The organism is Hymenobacter rigui (assembly GCF_003944715.1).
In the GTDB taxonomy this organism is placed as follows: domain Bacteria; phylum Bacteroidota; class Bacteroidia; order Cytophagales; family Hymenobacteraceae; genus Hymenobacter; species Hymenobacter rigui.
In genome coordinates, this window is record NZ_RWIT01000020.1 from 1 (window position 1) to 16997 (window position 16997).

13 protein-coding genes and 1 tRNA gene are annotated in these 16997 nt (G+C 59.7%); 6 read left to right on the forward strand and 8 right to left on the reverse strand.

Features of this window, described 5'->3' with window-relative positions:
• Positions 1 to 137: 137 nt before the first annotated feature.
• From EI291_RS20740 to EI291_RS20750, 3 genes are all read right to left on the reverse strand, one after another.
• Complete coding sequence (locus tag EI291_RS20740) at positions 138 to 659, reverse strand: hypothetical protein (RefSeq protein WP_148103435.1); 522 nt, start codon at positions 657 to 659, stop codon at positions 138 to 140.
• A gap of 172 nt (positions 660 to 831) precedes the next feature.
• Positions 832 to 1590 (reverse strand): TIGR02757 family protein, encoded by a 759-nt coding sequence (locus tag EI291_RS20745; RefSeq protein ID WP_125424203.1) that lies wholly within the window; start codon positions 1588 to 1590, stop codon positions 832 to 834.
• Between the two features lie 114 nt (positions 1591 to 1704).
• On the reverse strand, positions 1705 to 2724 hold the full coding sequence (locus EI291_RS20750) for a LysM peptidoglycan-binding domain-containing protein (protein ID WP_125424204.1): 1020 nt from the start codon (positions 2722 to 2724) through the stop codon (positions 1705 to 1707).
• A gap of 241 nt (positions 2725 to 2965) precedes the next feature.
• On the opposite strand from EI291_RS20750, the gene kdsB reads away from it, so the two are divergent.
• Complete coding sequence (gene kdsB / locus EI291_RS20755) at positions 2966 to 3724, forward strand: 3-deoxy-manno-octulosonate cytidylyltransferase (protein ID WP_125424205.1); 759 nt, start codon at positions 2966 to 2968, stop codon at positions 3722 to 3724.
• Between the two features lie 181 nt (positions 3725 to 3905).
• Here kdsB and EI291_RS20760 read toward each other — a convergent pair whose 3' ends face one another.
• The 5 genes from EI291_RS20760 to gap all read right to left on the reverse strand — a co-directional run bounded on the left by EI291_RS20760 (position 3906) and on the right by gap (position 9796).
• Positions 3906 to 6038, reverse strand: coding sequence for a glycoside hydrolase family 97 protein (locus EI291_RS20760; protein ID WP_125424206.1), 2133 nt, complete (start codon positions 6036 to 6038; stop codon positions 3906 to 3908).
• Between the two features lie 162 nt (positions 6039 to 6200).
• A complete protein-coding gene (locus EI291_RS20765; protein WP_125424207.1) occupies positions 6201 to 6545 on the reverse strand; it encodes a translation initiation factor in 345 nt (114 codons plus the stop codon).
• A gap of 96 nt (positions 6546 to 6641) precedes the next feature.
• Positions 6642 to 7511: a diacylglycerol/lipid kinase family protein gene (locus tag EI291_RS20770; protein WP_125424208.1), complete on the reverse strand. Its 870-nt coding sequence runs from the start codon at positions 7509 to 7511 to the stop codon at positions 6642 to 6644.
• 76 nt (positions 7512 to 7587) lie between these two features.
• Positions 7588 to 8682, reverse strand: a complete 1095-nt coding sequence (locus tag EI291_RS20775; RefSeq protein WP_125424209.1) for a hypothetical protein — start codon at positions 8680 to 8682, stop codon at positions 7588 to 7590.
• Positions 8683 to 8788: 106 nt separating this feature from the next.
• Positions 8789 to 9796 (reverse strand): type I glyceraldehyde-3-phosphate dehydrogenase, encoded by a 1008-nt coding sequence (gene gap / locus EI291_RS20780; protein WP_125424210.1) that lies wholly within the window; start codon positions 9794 to 9796, stop codon positions 8789 to 8791.
• Positions 9797 to 10100: 304 nt separating this feature from the next.
• Between gap and EI291_RS20785 the strand changes: the two genes are divergently transcribed.
• The 5 genes from EI291_RS20785 (at position 10101) to EI291_RS20805 (ending at position 16848) form a co-directional block, all read left to right on the forward strand.
• Positions 10101 to 10172 (forward strand) — tRNA-Glu (locus EI291_RS20785).
• 105 nt (positions 10173 to 10277) lie between these two features.
• Entirely contained in the window at positions 10278 to 13028 is a 2751-nt protein-coding gene (locus EI291_RS20790; protein WP_125424211.1) for an alpha-L-rhamnosidase-related protein, read from the forward strand.
• Positions 13029 to 13228: 200 nt separating this feature from the next.
• Positions 13229 to 13822, forward strand: a complete 594-nt coding sequence (locus EI291_RS20795; protein WP_125424212.1) for a Crp/Fnr family transcriptional regulator — start codon at positions 13229 to 13231, stop codon at positions 13820 to 13822.
• 345 nt (positions 13823 to 14167) lie between these two features.
• Complete coding sequence (locus EI291_RS20800; protein WP_125424213.1) at positions 14168 to 14533, forward strand: DUF4260 domain-containing protein; 366 nt, start codon at positions 14168 to 14170, stop codon at positions 14531 to 14533.
• A gap of 140 nt (positions 14534 to 14673) precedes the next feature.
• Positions 14674 to 16848 (forward strand): bifunctional alpha,alpha-trehalose-phosphate synthase (UDP-forming)/trehalose-phosphatase, encoded by a 2175-nt coding sequence (locus tag EI291_RS20805; protein WP_125424214.1) that lies wholly within the window; start codon positions 14674 to 14676, stop codon positions 16846 to 16848.
• The last annotated feature ends 149 nt before the right edge of the window (positions 16849 to 16997 follow it).

A 16997-nucleotide genomic window follows, 5' to 3' on the forward strand; every position in this document is an offset into this window, starting at 1 on the left:
GCCGGGCTCCGGGCTCAGTCAGCGCCTGCGCCACGCGCTGGCGCAAATCCATCGAATACGCTTGCATATACCTGCTTACGTACGCTAGGCGACGGCAGCTACACCGTTCATGAATCCGCTATATAGAATAGTAATTATCAATTTCGGGCGTTCCGGCGGACAGCCAGCCATGAGCCCAGGTAAGCCAAACCATTGCCATAAATCATAAATAATGCCCCCCATTTTCCATCTCTCACTCCATGCATCAGTAGATCGATACTGAACCAAGCCAGACCTGCTACAATAATCCAACCTAATACACTAGCAATTGGCTTCTCGAAAAAGCTCATTTCCCGAATAATGGCAGGTTTGTGACGATGCTCATTGGTTGCGGCCCGGCCGCATATATATTCCTGGAAATCCGCAATCAAAGTTGGCAACTCATCATTCGCAGCAAAGGTATCACTGCGGCCTAATGTTACTTTTTTTCCGGAATGGAGCCGCAACCGCAGGGATTTGCTGCCGTTGAATTCCTGACTCACAAATGACGCAATGTCATCAAGTTTGATAACCTGTTTACTCCCTGACCGAGGTGAATCAATAATCAGCTCCTCTGCACTTAAACTCACTTGCAAAGGTTCCATTGCTAACTGCTTTAACAGGAAGTAGCCAATACCCATACAAGCAAACGACCAAAACAGAACAATGCCATACGTATAGTTTGTATTTGGCAAGTCTACTATGAATGGTCCGGCAATCAACAAGATTATACAGCCCAAGCAAATGACTACTACCCGTTTAACTCTCGCAACTCGAACCGTATAATTTCTCATTTTAGCACTGCTAGTTATCTTACATCTCCCCTTCTACCCCTAGTCCGAACAAAGCGAAATCATACTTCACAGGGTCCTGGGGGTCGAAGGTGCGGAGGTGGGCGGTGAGGTCTTCGGCGGCCAGCCAGTCTACCTGCTTGCGTTCCAGCAGGCCCAGGCGGCGGGCCACGCGCTCCACGTGCACGTCGCAGGGGCAGATAAGGTCGGCGGGCGAGAGGCGCGTCCAGAGGCCGAAATCCACACCGTGCGCGTCGGGGCGCACCATCCAGCGCAGGTACATGTTCACGCGCTTGCAGGCCGAGCCACGGGCCGGGGTGGCCACGTGCTTGCGGGTGCGCTGGGGCGCATCGTCCAGACTAAAGAACAGGTTATGGAAGTTTTCGAGCCGCTCCTTCTGGGTGCGGCCTACCAAAAAGGCATCTTCCAACGTGTCGTGGCGGGTGTAGAACCAGCGCAGCCAGTGCACGAAGTAGAGCAGGTCGGTGTCGCAGAAGGTGCGGTGGCAGAAGCCCAGCAGGCGCTTCAGGTCATCGTCCTGATGCTGCCGGATGAACTGGTAGGGCGCATTGTCCATGCGCTGCATCAGCTCCCGGCACTTGCTGATGATGGTGGGCCGGCGGCCCCAGGCCAGCAGCGCCGCAAACAGCCCGCTGATTTCCACATCCTGCCGCTGCGTGAACTGGTGCGGGATGCTGATGGGGTCGAGGGGTATGAAGCCGGGCTGGTCGTAGTGCCGGTATTTCTCGTCGAGCAAAGCCCGAACCTGGGCGTGATTCATGGGGTGAAGTGGTGAGTTGGTGATTGAGTGACTTAGTGAGTTTGTTGTTCTATCGAGGTCATTGGCGCAATTAGAACGGCAAACTCACTAAGTCACTCAATCACCAACTCACCGTTACGGTACGTAGTTGGTTTCTACGCGGAAGCGTTGGTCGGGGGTGGCGAGGCGTTGCACGGCCCGCTTGGAGAGGCGCACCAGGATGTTGGTGTTTTCGCCGGTATCAGGCAGCTGCCCAATTACGCGCACGTACACCGACTGCCCGTTCATGATGTTTTTTACTTCCATGATGGTGCCTACCGGAGCCGTTTTGTGCAGGGCCAGGTACTTGTCGGAAGCATCCGTCTGGATGGCCGTAGCCAGGCCGCTTTCCGACACGCGCCGCACGATTTCGCTGGCGCGGGTGGGGGCTTTTTCCCGCTCGGCAGCCGGTGCGGTAGTAGCAGGCGTGGCGGGCGTGATGGCCGGTGAGCTGGCCGAGTCGCGGGCCCGCTCTCGGGCGGCGCGTTCCCGCGCTTCCTTTTCCCGGGCTTCGCGGGCATCCCGCTCGGCTTCCTCATCCCGTTCGGGGCGGGCCGTGGGGGCCGGGCGCGTGGCGGCCACCGGCGTGCTGGGTCGCGCGGCCGGGGCGGCCGCAGCCGTACCAGCCACAATCACCGATTCGCCCACGCGCACGTTGTAGTTGGCCGGAAAGCCGTTGAGGCGGGACAGTTCGGCGGGAGTTGTCTGGAAGCGGCGGGCAATGGCGAACAGCGTTACGCCGGGCTCCACCTTATACACCTTGTTGCCACGAGCATCGGTAGCCAGGGCGCGGGTAGCGGCCGGGGCGGCAGCCGTGGCTTTGGGCGCGGCCGGCTGGGTGAGCACCACCCGGTTGCGGGGCACCAAAATAACCTGGCCGGTTACCAACGCGCCTTTCTGGCCAGAATTGGCTTCTACAATATCCTCCACCGGTACTTTATAGCGCCGGGCCACGCCGTACAGCGTTTCGCCGGGGGTAACGCGGTGCTTGATCAGCAGCTTATTGCCCCGATACTCCACGCCAATGGAATCGGGCGGGGCAATGGGGCCGGTAGCGGCCCAGGCAGAAACACCAGTAAAAACAAACGCGGCAGTCAGCAACGAAAATCGGAACATACTTGTCGGCAGGCACAAAGCGGGTGCAAAGCAATATCGGCACAGAATGCCCCGCTTACATACAATTTGCCGAAAGTTACGGATTCAGGTTGAAGCCACCGCCATTCTAGGACGGGAGCAGTATGGAGTTGATGATTTTCAGGAAGAACCCCGCCCGAAACCACCTTGTGGGCTTCCGGGGCAGGACGGTCTGTTGGTTTTTCCCGTTTTTTGCGCCGCTCACCTTCTGACTCCCCTTCCTATGCTCGCCATCGGTATTATTCCCGCCCGCTTCGCCTCTACACGCCTGCCCGGCAAGCCCCTCGTAGACCTGGCCGGCCGCTCCATGATTGAGCGGGTGGTGCGCCAGGCCCAACAATCGAGCCTGAGCCGGGTGGTAGTAGCCACCGACGACCCGCGTATTCTGGACCACGTACGGGGCTTCGGGGGCGAGGCCGTGCTCACCCATCCCGACCACCCCAGCGGCACCGACCGGGTGCGCGACGCCTACGAGCAGCTGCAGGTGCAGGCCGACTGCATTGTCAACATCCAGGGCGACGAGCCCTTCATCCACCCCGCCCAGATTGACGCGCTGGTGCAGCTGTTTGCCACGCCCGAGCCGCCTCAGCTGGCCACGCTGGTGAAGTCCGTGGTGAGCGAGGAGGAGTTGTTCAGCCCCCACCTGCCCAAGGTGGTGCTCAACGCCCGGGCCGAGGCGCTCTACTTCAGCCGCCACCCCCTGCCCTACCAGCGCCAGCACCCGCAGGCCGAATGGCTCCGGCACCACCGCTACCTGCGCCACATCGGCCTCTACGCCTACCGGCCTGACGTGCTCCACGCCATTACCCAACTGCCCCCCTCCCCGCTGGAGCTGGCCGAAAGCCTGGAGCAGCTGCGCTGGCTGGAAGCCGGCTACCGCATCCAGACCGCCGAAACCGAGCTGGAAACCATCGGCATCGACACGCCGGAAGATGTGGAAAGGGCGTTGCGGCACTTGTGTGAAATCGAAGGGAAAAAGTAAAAGCGGCTCGTCATTGCGAGCAGCGCGAAGCAATCCTTCCTTCACGAAGCGCAAGGCCCTGAAATGCGAAAAGCCCCTGACGGCCGTGCTGGCGTCAGGGGCTTTTGTGTAGATCAAGGATTCGTACTCTGAAAAGGAAGGATTGCTTCGGCTACGCCTCGCAATGACGGGCGTTGCCTTTCTACTTCGTCTCCACCAGGCTGATGGCGTAGCCGCCGCCGGGGGCGCAGAACTGGGTCAGCTTGGTTTTGCTGGTTACCTTCTGCTTGCGGATCTGGTAGGCCTGGGGGTTCTTCTCGTAGTGGGCCGTGGGGGCGTCGGCGTAGATGGTGGCCGTGTACTTCTTGCCGGGCTCCAGGAAGCTCAGGTCGATTTTAGAGGTGCGACCCTGCTCGTCGCAGGTGCTGCCGATAAACCAGCTGCTTTTGCCCTTGGCCTTGCGGGCGTAGGTGATGTAGTCGCCGGGCTCGGCTTCCAGCACTTTGGTGTCGTCCCAGTCCACGGCCACGTCCTTGATGAACTGGAAGGCGTCGAGGTGCTCGTTGTAGTGCTCAATCATGTCGGCCGCCATCTGCAGGGGGCTGTACATGGTCACGTACAGGGCCAGCTGGCGGGCCAGGGTGCTGTGCACGAAGGACGTGTTCTGCGGGTTGAAGGTGCTGATGCGCGTTTGGAAGATGCCGGGCGTATAGTCCATCGGGCCGCCGATGAGGCGGGTGAAGGGCAGAATGGTAGTGTGGTCGGCGTTATTGCCCCCAAACGATTCGTACTCGGTGCCGCGGGCGGCCTCGTTGCCGATAAGGTTGGGGAAGGTGCGGGCCAGGCCGGTGGGGCGCACGGCCTCGTGGCCGTTCACCATAATCTTGTGCTCAGCTGCTTTTTCCAGCACGTACTGGTAATGGTTGTTCACCCACTGGTCGTAGTGGTGGTGGCCCAGCGGCACGATGTCGCCCACGTAGCCGGTTTTCACGGCGTTGTAGCCGTACTTGTTCATGAACTGAAACGCCGAATCCAGGTGCCGCTCGTAGTTGCGTACCGAGCCCGAGGTTTCGTGGTGCATGATGATCTTCACGCCCTTGCTGGCGGCGTAACGGTTCAATTCGACCACGTCGAAGTCCGGGTAAGGCGTCACGAAGTCGAACACGTAGTCCTTGTGCTTGCCGAACCAGTCTTCCCAGCCGATGTTCCATCCTTCCACCAGCACCGCATCAAAGCCATGCTTGGCGGCGAAGTCGATGTACTGCTTCACCCGCGTGTTGTTGGCCGCGTGCGTGCCGTTGGGCTGCACGGTTTTGTAGTCGATGGAGTCAAGCTTGATGTTCTCCTGGTTGGTGTACGACCACGTGCCCTTGCCCGTAATCATCTCCCACCACACGCCCACGTACTTCACCGGCTTGATCCACGATACGTCCGGGTATTTGGTGGGCTCGTTGAGGTTCAGTACCAGCTTGGAGAGCAGAATATCACCGGCTTTGTCGCTCACAATCACCGTGCGCCAGGGCGAGTTGGCGGGCGTCTGAATCAGGCCTTTGTCGCCCACGGCGTCGGGGGTCAGGTGGCTTTCCAGCACCATGTTTTTGTCATCCAGCTCCAGGTGCATGCAGCTGTAGTCGATGAGGGCCGCCTCGTGGATGTTGATGTAGAGGCCGTCCTGGCTTTTCATCATCAACGGCGTCTGCACGCCGGTGGGCGAGAAAGGCGTCTGGGAGGCGTTGGGCGTGGTGGCGGCTTTCATCTTGCCGCGCACTTCCGAGAGTTTCGACGTAACGGTGCTGTACTCCTGCGTGTCGTAGTCGCCGGGCAGCCAGAAGGCTTTGTGGTCGCCGGCCAAGGCAAACTGGGTGCGTTCTTCCTTGATGGTGAAGTAGTCGAGCTTGGGCTGGCGCGGGAATTCGTAGCGGAAGCCCAAGCCGTCGTCGAACACCCGAAACCGCACGCGCATGGTGCGCTGGGTGGCAGCCTGGGTGAGCGTCACCGCTAGCTCATTATAGTGGTTGCGGATGGTTTTCGACTCACCCCACACCGGCGTCCACGTTTCGTCAAACGAGCGGGTTTGTTTGTCGGTCTGGGTAAAGCCGGCTTGCAGACTGGTCGTGTTTTTCAGCTCCAGGCCCAGCTTGCTGGTTTTGATAACCGGCCGCCCCTTATAGGTTAGCGAGTAAGTGGGCACACCGCCCTCGGCCAGCGTGACGTTGAGCGTCAGCTGCCCGTTCGGCGACTTGATTTCTTCGGCCCGAAGCGTGCCCCAGAGCAGGCACAGCAGCCCCAGCAGCCCCAGGCGGCGAGTGGAAACAGGATTACGGAGTGGGTTCATGCGGATGAAATAGAAGTGCGTAGTGGCCTCAGCGGCTAGGAAAGAGTTATGCGCCGCAAGTTGCCACTCTGCAGCCGGAACCACTACGCTGCCGTTACCCAATTCCCCCGCGGTATTGATTTTAACGTCAAAACACCAGCCGCCATCCTTTGACCTCTACGACTACCCGCCGGCTTTCTTGGCCTTGTAGCCTTTCTCCAGCAGCACAGCCATGACCTTGTCGCGGAAGTCACCCTGGATAATGATTTCGCCGTCTTTAGCATTGCCCCCCACGGCGCACTTGGTTTTGAGCAGCTTACCCAGCGTCTGCAGATCCTCATCCTGGCCCACGAAGCCCGTCACGAGCGTGACCTGCTTGCCACCCCGCGACTTTTTATCCAACTGCACCCGCAGATTCTGCTGCTGCGGGGGCAGCGTGGCGGCGGTTTCTTCGGTGTTGTCCTGGTATTCGAAGTCGGGGTTAGTGGAATACACTACCCCTTCCCGGCGGTTGTTCTTGGATTTCATACAATGTGATGGTGAACTTGTGAGATGGAGAGTTGTCGTTCAGCCGGTACAAAGAGACAAGTAAACTCACCATTTCACAAGTTCACCATCTTATCACTACACGGCTACTTCCAGCGCCAGCGGTGTCAATTCTACCTCGAAGTCGGTAGCATCGGCAACGTAGTCGCCATCGACGTGGAAGCCCAAGGGCTGAGCGGCGCGCACCCGGATGCGGCGGCTGGTATGGTACGCAGCACTGCTAGAGGTTGCCAGCGTACCGAGGGCCAGCCCCACCCCTACCCGCACGGCCCGCAGCATGGGCAGCGCATCAATCAGGCACACATCCAGCAGGCCATCCTGAATGTTGGCCTGGGGTGCTATGTAGGCGTTGTTGCCGTACTGGGCGGCGTTGGCGAAGGCCAGCACGTAGCAGTGCGTATCGAGCAGCTGGGCGTTTTCCAGCTCCACCTGCACCGGCGTGGGGCGGTAGCGGCGGTACTCGCGCAGGGCCACCTTCACGTAGGTGCTCAGACCGCGGGTGCCGGCCCGGGCAAACAGCTTGCTCACGTGGGCATCAAATCCCAGCCCGGCCGTGCAGAAAAACCAGTGGCCGTTAATCTGGCCCGCATCAATGCGCTGAAACGTGGGCTGACACGCGCGGCGCACGGCTCCCGGCAAATCCAATGGCAGGCGCAGGTGGCGGGCCAGCCCATTGCCCGAGCCCCGGGGCACGATGCCCAGGGCCGCCCCGGTTCCCAGTAGGCCCCGGGCCACTTCGTTCACGGTACCATCACCGCCCACGGCCACCACCACCCGGCAGCCACGCTCCGCGGCCTCCCGGGCCAGCTCGGTGGCGTGCCCGGCCCGTTGGGTCAGCTGAATCTCGAAGTCGGCCCCGGCGGCCGTGGCGTAGCGCGTGAGCAGCGCCGGCACATCCTGGGTGCGGTTGGTGCCGGACGTAGGGTTCAGAACAAAGCAGATGCGCACAGGGAGAAGGCTACGAGTAAGGAAAAGTAAAAAACAAAAGGCTTATAAAACACTACATTTCAATCTCCTGATAAAATCAGTGACTATTCATAATTACTTGCAAATAATTTAGCACAGCAGGCCGAGTAACCGAATCATGTAGAGAACTTTTCAATTCTTGGTAATGAGCATTTATGAATAACATTTCATTCTCCTGAACAGTGTAGGAAAGTATTTGTGCTCGACTCAATTTGGAAGCTTTATAACGGCCTACTAATTTCTTCTGTATATCATTCCATACATATTCAACAACAGTTGAATCGTTCACTACAAACGATTCGGAATTCACTCTTGTAGTATCAGGTAAGGTGACATCGTACACCATCTTTATTCGAAGGGGATTGGTGGATTGTATTGTGAATACCAACCACCATGCACGGAATCCCCAGAATAATTGAGAATTACCGTCTTTAAGCTCGTTTAGAACTGGCAGAAGTTTGTCACCATCATACCTATAGAAATTGAGGTTATTCCACCAGATACCAGAACCCCTGCGAAATTCACGAGTGTAGTATACAACAGTTTTATTATTTTCATCTTGGTAGTGTTTTAAATCAAGTCCGTAATGTCTATAACCATCATGAATAGCTATTAACTTATTTTTCTTAAAAAAGAACAGAGGCGCAGGCTGGCAACGCTCCAAAAAACCAATACCAATGGCGTACTCCTCGAAAGAATTGTTTCTAAAAGGATAAAACGCAACTGAAATACTATCCGCCGCAAACTTTCTGAACAAGCCCTCCCGACTGCAGCCTTGACCGATTGTAGCATCTCTAAAAATACGCTGCGCCTCCGTTCGGGTCATTCTCCCCAGCCACGCCGCCTGCTTCAATAGAGTAAAGTCCTGTGTTGTTAATGTTTGGCTCCGCGACGTTTGATGGTAGAAAATCGAATCGGCATACAATGCTGCCCTATCGGTTAATGGCGGTGAGGGCAAATGCCCCACGCTGTCTAGAAAAGCTTCTAGTTGCTGGTCAGAATACGCGGCGCTCTTCAGACCAGCCTCGTTTTTGCTGGATGGTGAGACGGAAATACCGTACTCTGCGGCAGTTTTATTATCAGTTGGTCCACCGCAACAAATTATCAGCAAGCAGCTACTCACGTAGATATACCTTACTACAGGGGAAAGCATCCTATAATCAATAATCGAGTAAGAGAGTCGTCGGGCCGCAAAATACAAACCGCCTGCCCGGTTTCCCGGACAGGCGGCTTTTTACTTTAGGCAAAAACCCGAAGGCTTAACCGTTCATTTTCTCGCCCAGCTTCTGGATGAGGTCGGCGGTGCGGGTGCTGTAGCCGGTTTCGTTGTCGTACCAGCCTACCACTTTCACCAGCGTACCGTTGGCCGAGGTCAGCTCCGAGTCGAAGATGCACGAGTGGGGGTTGCCCACGATGTCGATGCTCACCAGCGGATCGGTGCTGTACTCCAGGATACCTTTCAGGGGGCCTTCAGCAGCAGCCTTCACGGCGGCGTTGATTTCCTCCTTCGATACTTCCTTTTTCAGGATTACGGTCAGGTCCGTAGTCGAGCCATCTGGAATAGGCACGCGCATGGCAATACCATCCAGTTTGCCCTTCAGCTGGGGCAGTACCAGCCCTACAGCTTTAGCAGCACCCGTCGAAGTGGGGATGATGCTGTAAGCAGCGGCGCGGGCGCGGCGCAGGTCTTTGTGGGGTGCGTCCTGCAGGTTCTGATCGGAAGTGTAGGCGTGCACCGTGGTGATGTAGCCTTTCTCGATGCCGAAAGCATCATCCAGCACCTTGGCCATGGGGGCCAGGCAGTTGGTGGTGCACGAAGCGTTAGACAGGATGGTTTCCGAGCCCGTCAGGATGTCTTCGTTCACGCCCAGCACTACCGTGGGGATGTTGCCGGTAGCGGGAGCCGAAATAACCACTTTCTTGGCACCGGCGGTCAGGTGCTGACCAGCACCAGCCTCGTCCACGAAGCGGCCGGTCGATTCCAGCACCACGTCAACGCCCATCTGGCCCCAGGGCAGCAGCTTGGGGTCACGCTCGGCCAGAGCGGCAATGCGCTGGCCGTTTACGGTCAGGCTCTCCTCGTCGTAGGCTACGGTGCCGTCGAAGCGGCCGTGTACGGAGTCGTACTTCAGCAGGTGCGCCAGCGTTTTGTTGTCAGTCAGGTCGTTGATTGCCACGACTTCCACGTTCTCACGCTGAAGCAGCGCCTTGAACGTGAGACGGCCGATGCGGCCGAAGCCGTTGATGGCAACTTTGATTTTAGCCATAGTAGTATGGGGAAATGGGAGGTTTATCGGTCCGGAGGGGCCGGGTGAAAACGCGGAGCGAAGGTAACGGGCTGGGGGTACTTCGCCAAATCAAAGCCAAAGTAGCGGGCCGGGGCCGGGCCGGTTTGGGCCGGGCAGACCGGCATACGGCCCTCACACCCTCCCGCAGCAAAAAATTTCCACCTGAAAATCAGCTCATTTATCCGGAATCGACTATTTTTTTCAAAACCAGGTATTGCGCTGAAAGTTCCGCCTCCTATCTTTGCATCATCAAAACGGAAAAACGCTCCGCTTCTGATAACACGGTCCGTTCGTCTAGGGGTTAGGACAGTAGATTTTCATTCTACCAACAGGGGTTCGATTCCCCTACGGACTACTTCAAAAAGCCTTCTGCTACTCAGCGGAAGGCTTTTTTATTTCCCGGCGCTGGCTCTCCAGCCCCGCGCAACCGCGGGGTGGGCTTCTGCGTCTGGTAAGGGTGATGTCCACTACCTCCCCTGCGCTGGGCGGCCTGCTGGCCCTGGCCCTGCTGGGTGCCTGCCAGACGCCCAAACCCGCTACCTCCGTGAAATCTGCCGCCCTGCCGGCTTCGCCGCGCCCGGCCGAAGCCCCGCTGATCTGGAAAAACGAAGCCTTTGCCCTCTACGCCGACCGCGTGGAGCAGGGCCCGCACGTGGCCCGGGCCGTGTCGCGCACGGAACTGACCTCCAGCTACCAAAGCCCGGCCAACGCCTACCAGGACCCGCGCATCACGTTCAAGTTCAGCCTTAACGGCACCGACAACGAAATGGCCCCGGGCCAGGACCACCGCATTGTGGCCATTCCCCGGGCCGGCAGCACGGCGGTAGAAACGCCGGTGCTCACGTTCGGGCAGCAGTTTGTCGATAAAACCGAGGTGCCCGCCAACACCTACCTGGCCCCCAACACGCCCCTGACCATCCGGCTGGATCTGCGGCCGGTGCTGGCGGCGTTCAAGAAGCAGGGCTACTTTACTACGTATGCCGGCGAGAAGCTCTACGCTCAGGATTTTAAAGGCGTGTTCGTGGCCGGCAACACGGCCCCACTGAGCTGGGACTTTGCCAACCTGGCCGGCAAACAGGAGCTGGAGCTGAAGGACCCCGACGACAACGGTATCTACGAAGTCACGCTGGTGCTGAACCAGCCCGCCGCCGCCAAAACCACGGCCACCGCCTGGAAAAAGACCCTCAACACCGACGACCTACCCCAGTACTCGTCGGACTACCCCCTCCCTGACGCGCTCTACAACCTGGCGCTGGAGGAAGCCCGCCGCGCCGTGGAGCCCGATGGCACCTTCCGCACCGGCCAGGAATGGGCCGGCGTGTGGACGCGCGACATCAGCTACTCTATTATTCTGGCGCAGGCGGTCTTGCAGCCGAAAGTGGCCATGACCAGCCTGCTGCGCAAGGTTAGCGCCAACGGCCGCATCATCCAGGACACCGGCACCGGCGGGGCCTACCCCTGCTCCACCGACCGGATGATCTGGGCCGTGGCCGCCTGGGAAATCTACCTAGTGACGGGCGACGAGGACTGGCTGCGCAAGGTCTACCCGATCATCAAAAACTCTTTGGATGACGACCGGCAGAATGCCTACGACGCGCAATCTGGCCTTGTGCGCGGGGAGTCGTCGTTTCTGGACTGGCGGGAGCAAACGTACCCGCGCTGGATGCAGCCGGTGGATATTTACCAGAGCGAAAACCTGGGCACCAACGCCGTGCATTTTCAGGCCAACCAAGTGCTGGCCCAAATGGCCGAGCGACTGGGCGAGGCCACGGTGGCCCGGCAGGCCCGCGAGCAGGCGGCGCGCCTCAAGCAAGGCATCAACGAGCACCTCTGGCTGGCCGAGCAGGGCTACTACGGGCAGTTCCGGTACGGCCGTAATTTCCTGAGCCTATCGCCCAAAGCCGAGGCCCTGGGGGAGGCGCTGAGCGTACTCTACGGCGTGGCCGACGCCGACCGGGCCCGGCAGGTAGTGGCCCGCACGCCCGTGACGGCCTACGGCATTCCGTGCATCTACCCCCAGATTGCCGGCATCCCGCCTTACCATAATAATGCGGTGTGGCCCTTCGTGCAGAGCTTTTGGGCGCTGGCGGGAGCTGAGGTTGGCAATGAGGCGTCGGTGCTGGAAAGTATGGCGGCGGTGTACCGGCCGGCGGCGCTGTTCCTGACCAACAAGGAAAACTTCGTGGCCGACAACGGCGACTTCGCCGGCACCCAGATCAACAGCAGCAACATGCTCTGGAGCCTATCGGGCAGCCTGGGGCTGGTGTACAAGGTGCTGTTCGGGATGCGTTTCGAGCCCGAAGGATTGGTGCTGCGGCCGTTTGTGCCCCAGGCGCTGCAGGGCCGCCGGGAGCTGACCGGCTTCCGCTACCGGAACGCAGTGCTGGATATTGAGCTGCAGGGCTTCGGCCGCGACATCAGCACCATCACCCTCGACGGCCAGCCCCTGCCCGACGCCACAATTCCCACTACGCTCACCGGCCGCCACACCGTGCGCATCACTCTGAAAAACCAGGCCCCGGTGGCAGCGGGCACCAACCGCGTAGCCAACCAGTTTGCCCCCGAAACGCCCGCCGTGCGCTACGCCGCCGGCCGCCTCAGCTGGGCCCCGGTGGCCGGGGCCAGCGCCTACCAGGTGCTGCGCAACGGCCAGTTTGCGGCCCGCACCACCGAAACCAGCGTGGCCGTAACGCCGGCCGCCTACGCCGAGTACCAAGTGGTAGCCGTGGACGGGCAGGGCCTAGAGTCGTTTGCCAGTGAGCCGCTGGTGGTGGCCGCCCGCCCGGCCCAGCTGGTGCAGTTGGAAAGCGGTGCCCCCAAATCGGGCAAGCTGTACAGAGGGTTCAGCGGCGCGGGTTTCGTGGAAATCAGCAAAACGGTGAATACCCGCCTGGCCATTCCGGTTACCGTTGCCGAAACCGGCCTCTACGCCCTGGATTTCCGCTACGCCAACGGCAACGGCCCGCTCAACACCGACAACAAGTGCGCCATCCGCACGCTGCGTCTGGGCCGGCAGCCGCTGGGCACCGTGGTGCTGCCCCAGCGCGGCGTGGCGGAATGGTCGAACTGGGGCTTTACCAACCCCGTGCTGGTGCAGCTCCCCAAGGGCACGCATACGCTGACGCTCAGCTTCGAGCCTGCCAACGAGAACATGAACGGGGAGGTGAACCAGGCCATGCTCGACTACCTGCGGGTAACGCGGGTGGAGTAGTCGTCAGGGCCAGTTCCTTATATGTTCGTCATGCTGAGCGGAGCTGAAGCTTCTCTGTTGATTCGTCGCAACGTTATTCAGACGAAGCGGTAGAGATGCTTCGGCAAGCTCAGAATGACGTTCTTTTATTCGTCCTTTTCCATCTCTCATCCCGCACCTGCCTGCAACCGGGTTGCTGGTTTTGCCGCTACCTTGCACGCATGCACCCACTCCGCGCCTACATTCACCGGTTTGTGCCTCTCACCGAGGATGAGTGGGCCCCACTGGCGGCCGGGCTGCGTATGCATCAGCTGGGGCGGAAGCAGGAGTTTGTAACGCAGGGACAGGCTGCTCCGGAGCTGGCGCTGGTGCTTGCCGGGGCTTGCCGGCTGTACTACACCCGGCCCGACGGCGAGGAGCGCACCACGTATTTCTTCTTCGAAAACCACCTGATGGGCAGCTACCAAAGCTGCCTCACCGGCCAGCCCAGCCAATTCAGTATTCAGGCCCTGGTCCCCACGGAGCTGGTTACGTTCCCGTACGCCCTACTGCGCCGGCTGTTCGATGAGTACCCGGTGTACGAGCGGTTTGGGCGGCTGCTGGCCGAGTATCACCTGCTGGGCACCGACGCCCGCCTGACCGAGCTGCTGCTGCTGAGCCCCGAGCAGCGTTACCACGCTTTGCTCCGCAGCCACAAAACCAAGATTCTGGAGCGCATCCCCCAGCAGTACGTGGCCTCCTACCTGGGCGTAACGCCCGTGTCGCTCAGCCGCATCCGGGCCCGCCTGTTGTCCAACGATGCTGGACCAATGTAGAGACGCAATATCTTGCGTCTCTTTGTTGCTGAGGTTGAATTTACTGAAGATATACCTAGAACGGTCATGCTGAGCTTGCCGAAGCATCTCTACCGCTTCGCTGCAATACTATTCAAGCGAGGCGGTAGAGATGCTTCGGCAAGCTCAGCATGACCATTCTACTGGTTTCAGCAACTTCGTAGGCAGATTCGTTGCGTAGGCAGTGCTGATTGAGTCGTTCAATGACGAGACTTCAACTGTCGCGTCTCTACGGCGGTTTGGCCGGATTTCTTAGCGTTTGTTAACGAATTGCGGCGGGCTGGAGGCTGACCTTTGGGATGTTGTTCTACTACATTCCAAAACCCCATGAAAACCCTGCTCAAACTCGAAGAACTGGCCCAACTCCTGGCTGCAATGCTGATTTTTGCCCACTTACCCTATGCGTGGTGGTGGCTGCCGGCCCTGTTTCTGGTGCCCGATCTGGGCATGCTGGGCTACCTGGCTGGCCCCCGCGTGGGGGCCTTCACCTACAACATAGTGCACCACAAAGCCCTGGCCCTGCTGGTGGGGCTGGCCGGCTGGGTGCTGGGGCAGCCGCTGCTGCTGCTGGCCGGCTCGGTGCTACTGTTTCATTCGGCCTTCGACCGGCTGCTGGGCTACGGGCTCAAGTATAAAACCGGCTTTCAGGATACGCACCTGGGCCGTGTTGGCCGGGAGTTGGTGGAGGCTTAGATGTGGGGCGGGCAGTTCCTTTGTATGGTTGAGCTTAGCTACTTACGAGACGGGGGTGATAACAGAAACCGGGAAACAAACTAATGGCCGCCGCCGGTTTTCTCCCGTAAACCCATGGGTTCACCAATCCAAAATGGCCTATGTCGCGCACCATTATTGTCTCGAATCGACTACCTACCAAAATCCTTCGCACTGATGACAGCCTCACGTTTCAGCCCAGCGAAGGCGGGCTGGCAACCGGTCTGGGCTCCATTTACCGCCAGGAGGGCAACGTGTGGGTAGGCTGGCCGGGGCTCTTTGTGGAAGATGCGGCCGAAGAAGAGTACGTGTGCGAGCAACTGCGCCAAGATAGCATGGTGCCGGTGTTCCTGACCGAAGCCGAAATCCGGGACTTCTACGAGGGCTTCAGCAACTCCACGCTCTGGCCCACCTTTCACTACTTCACCCAGTACGCTACCTACGAGCAGGCCCACTGGGATGCCTACGTGGCCGTGAACGAGAAATTCTGCCGGGCCGTGCTGGAGCTGGCCGGTCCTGAAGATACCATCTGGGTGCACGATTATCAGCTGCTGCTGCTGCCGGCCATGCTGCGCAAAGCCCGCCCCGAGGCCACCATCGGCTTCTTCCTGCACATTCCGTTCCCGTCTTACGAGCTGATTCGGGTGTTGCCCTGGCGCACCGAGCTGCTGGAAGGCATGCTGGGAGCTGATTTGCTGGGCTTCCACACCTTCGGCTACATGCGCCATTTCCTGAGTGCGGTAGCTCAGCTCCTGGGCCTCTCGGCCCAGAACGGACAGATAGAAACCGGCTCGCGCACGGTGCTGGTCGATGCTTTTCCGATGGGCATTGACTACGAGCGGTACGTGGAAGCAGCGGCTTCGGAGGCGGCACAGCAGCACGAGGCCACCTACCGTGAGGCCCTGCGCGACGTGCGCGTAATTCTCTCCATCGACCGGCTCGACTATTCCAAAGGCATTGCCCAGCGGCTGCGGGCCTTTGAGCTGCTGATTCAGCGCTACCCCGAGTGGCGCGAACAGGTCAGCCTGATTATGGTGGTGGTACCCTCCCGCGACCAGGTGGCCCAATACGCCAGTCTCAAGGAGGAAATCGACGAACTGGTGGGCCGCATCAACGCCCAGTACCGCACTATTTCCTGGACGCCCATTCATTACTTCTACCGCTCCTTCCCGCTGGAAGAGCTGGCCTCTCTGTACCGCCTGGCCGAAGTGGCCCTGGTGACGCCCATGCGCGACGGCATGAATCTGGTGGCCAAGGAGTTCGTGGCCAGCAAGGCTGATCAGAAAGGCGTACTGATTCTGAGTGAGCGGGCCGGTGCGGCCCGGGAGCTGTCAGATGCTCTCATCATCAACCCTACCGACACCGGCCAACTGGCCGAGGCCATGCACGATGCGCTGGTGATGCCCGAGGACGAGCAGCAGCAGCGCATGAGCGCCATGCAGGCCCTGGTGCGCCAGTACAATGTGTTTGCCTGGACCAAGCTGTTCATGGCACGCTTGGCCTACAGCAAAATGAAGCAGCACACGCTGGATACCGAAACCCTGAAACCGGTGGTAGTGGAGCAGCTGCTGGCCGATTACCACGCCGCTCCATCCCGCCTGCTGCTGCTCGATTATGACGGCACGCTGGCTCCTTTCCACCCCAATCCCCAGCGCGCCCAACCCGACCAGGAGCTGCTGCTGCTGCTGCGCGCCCTCACCGATAATCCGCAGAACCGCGTGGTCATCATCAGTGGCCGCGACCGGGCCACCCTGCAGGAATGGCTGGGCCACCTACCGGTTGATTTTATTGCTGAGCACGGCGTGTGGCTGCGGGCCGCGGGCGAGGATTGGCAGCTGTTTCAAACACTCAGCAATGAGTGGCAGCGCGACATCCGGCCGATTCTGGAGCTGTACGTGGCCCGCACCGCCGGCTCGTTCATTGAGCAGAAAGAGTACTCGCTGGTGTGGCACTTCCGCCGTGCCGACGCCGAGCTGGGGGCCGTACGGGCCCGCGACCTGCTCAACCACCTCTCCTTCATGACGGCCAACACCGACCTGCAGGTAATGGAAGGTAATAAGGTCATCGAAATCAAGACGGCCGGCATCCATAAGGGTACGGCCGCCGCCCGCTGGCTGGCTACGTACCAGCCCGCCTTCACCCTGGCCCTGGGCGACGACCGGACCGACGAGGACACCTTCCGGGCCATGCCGCCCGAAGCTTACACCATCAAAGTAGGTACCGCCAGCCGCTCCCTGGCCCGCTACCACGTCGCCTCTACTACCGACGTGCGCAAGCTGCTCCGGGCCCTGCTGTAACTCGTCATTGCGAAAGGGCACCTGTCATTGCGAGTGAAGCGAAGCAATCCGTCCTTTTCCTACGCCCAACTCTGTTTCATGCAAAAGCCCCTGACGTCCGCACTGGCGTCAGGGGCTTTTGTTTAGGTCAACGGTTGAAGCACTAAAAA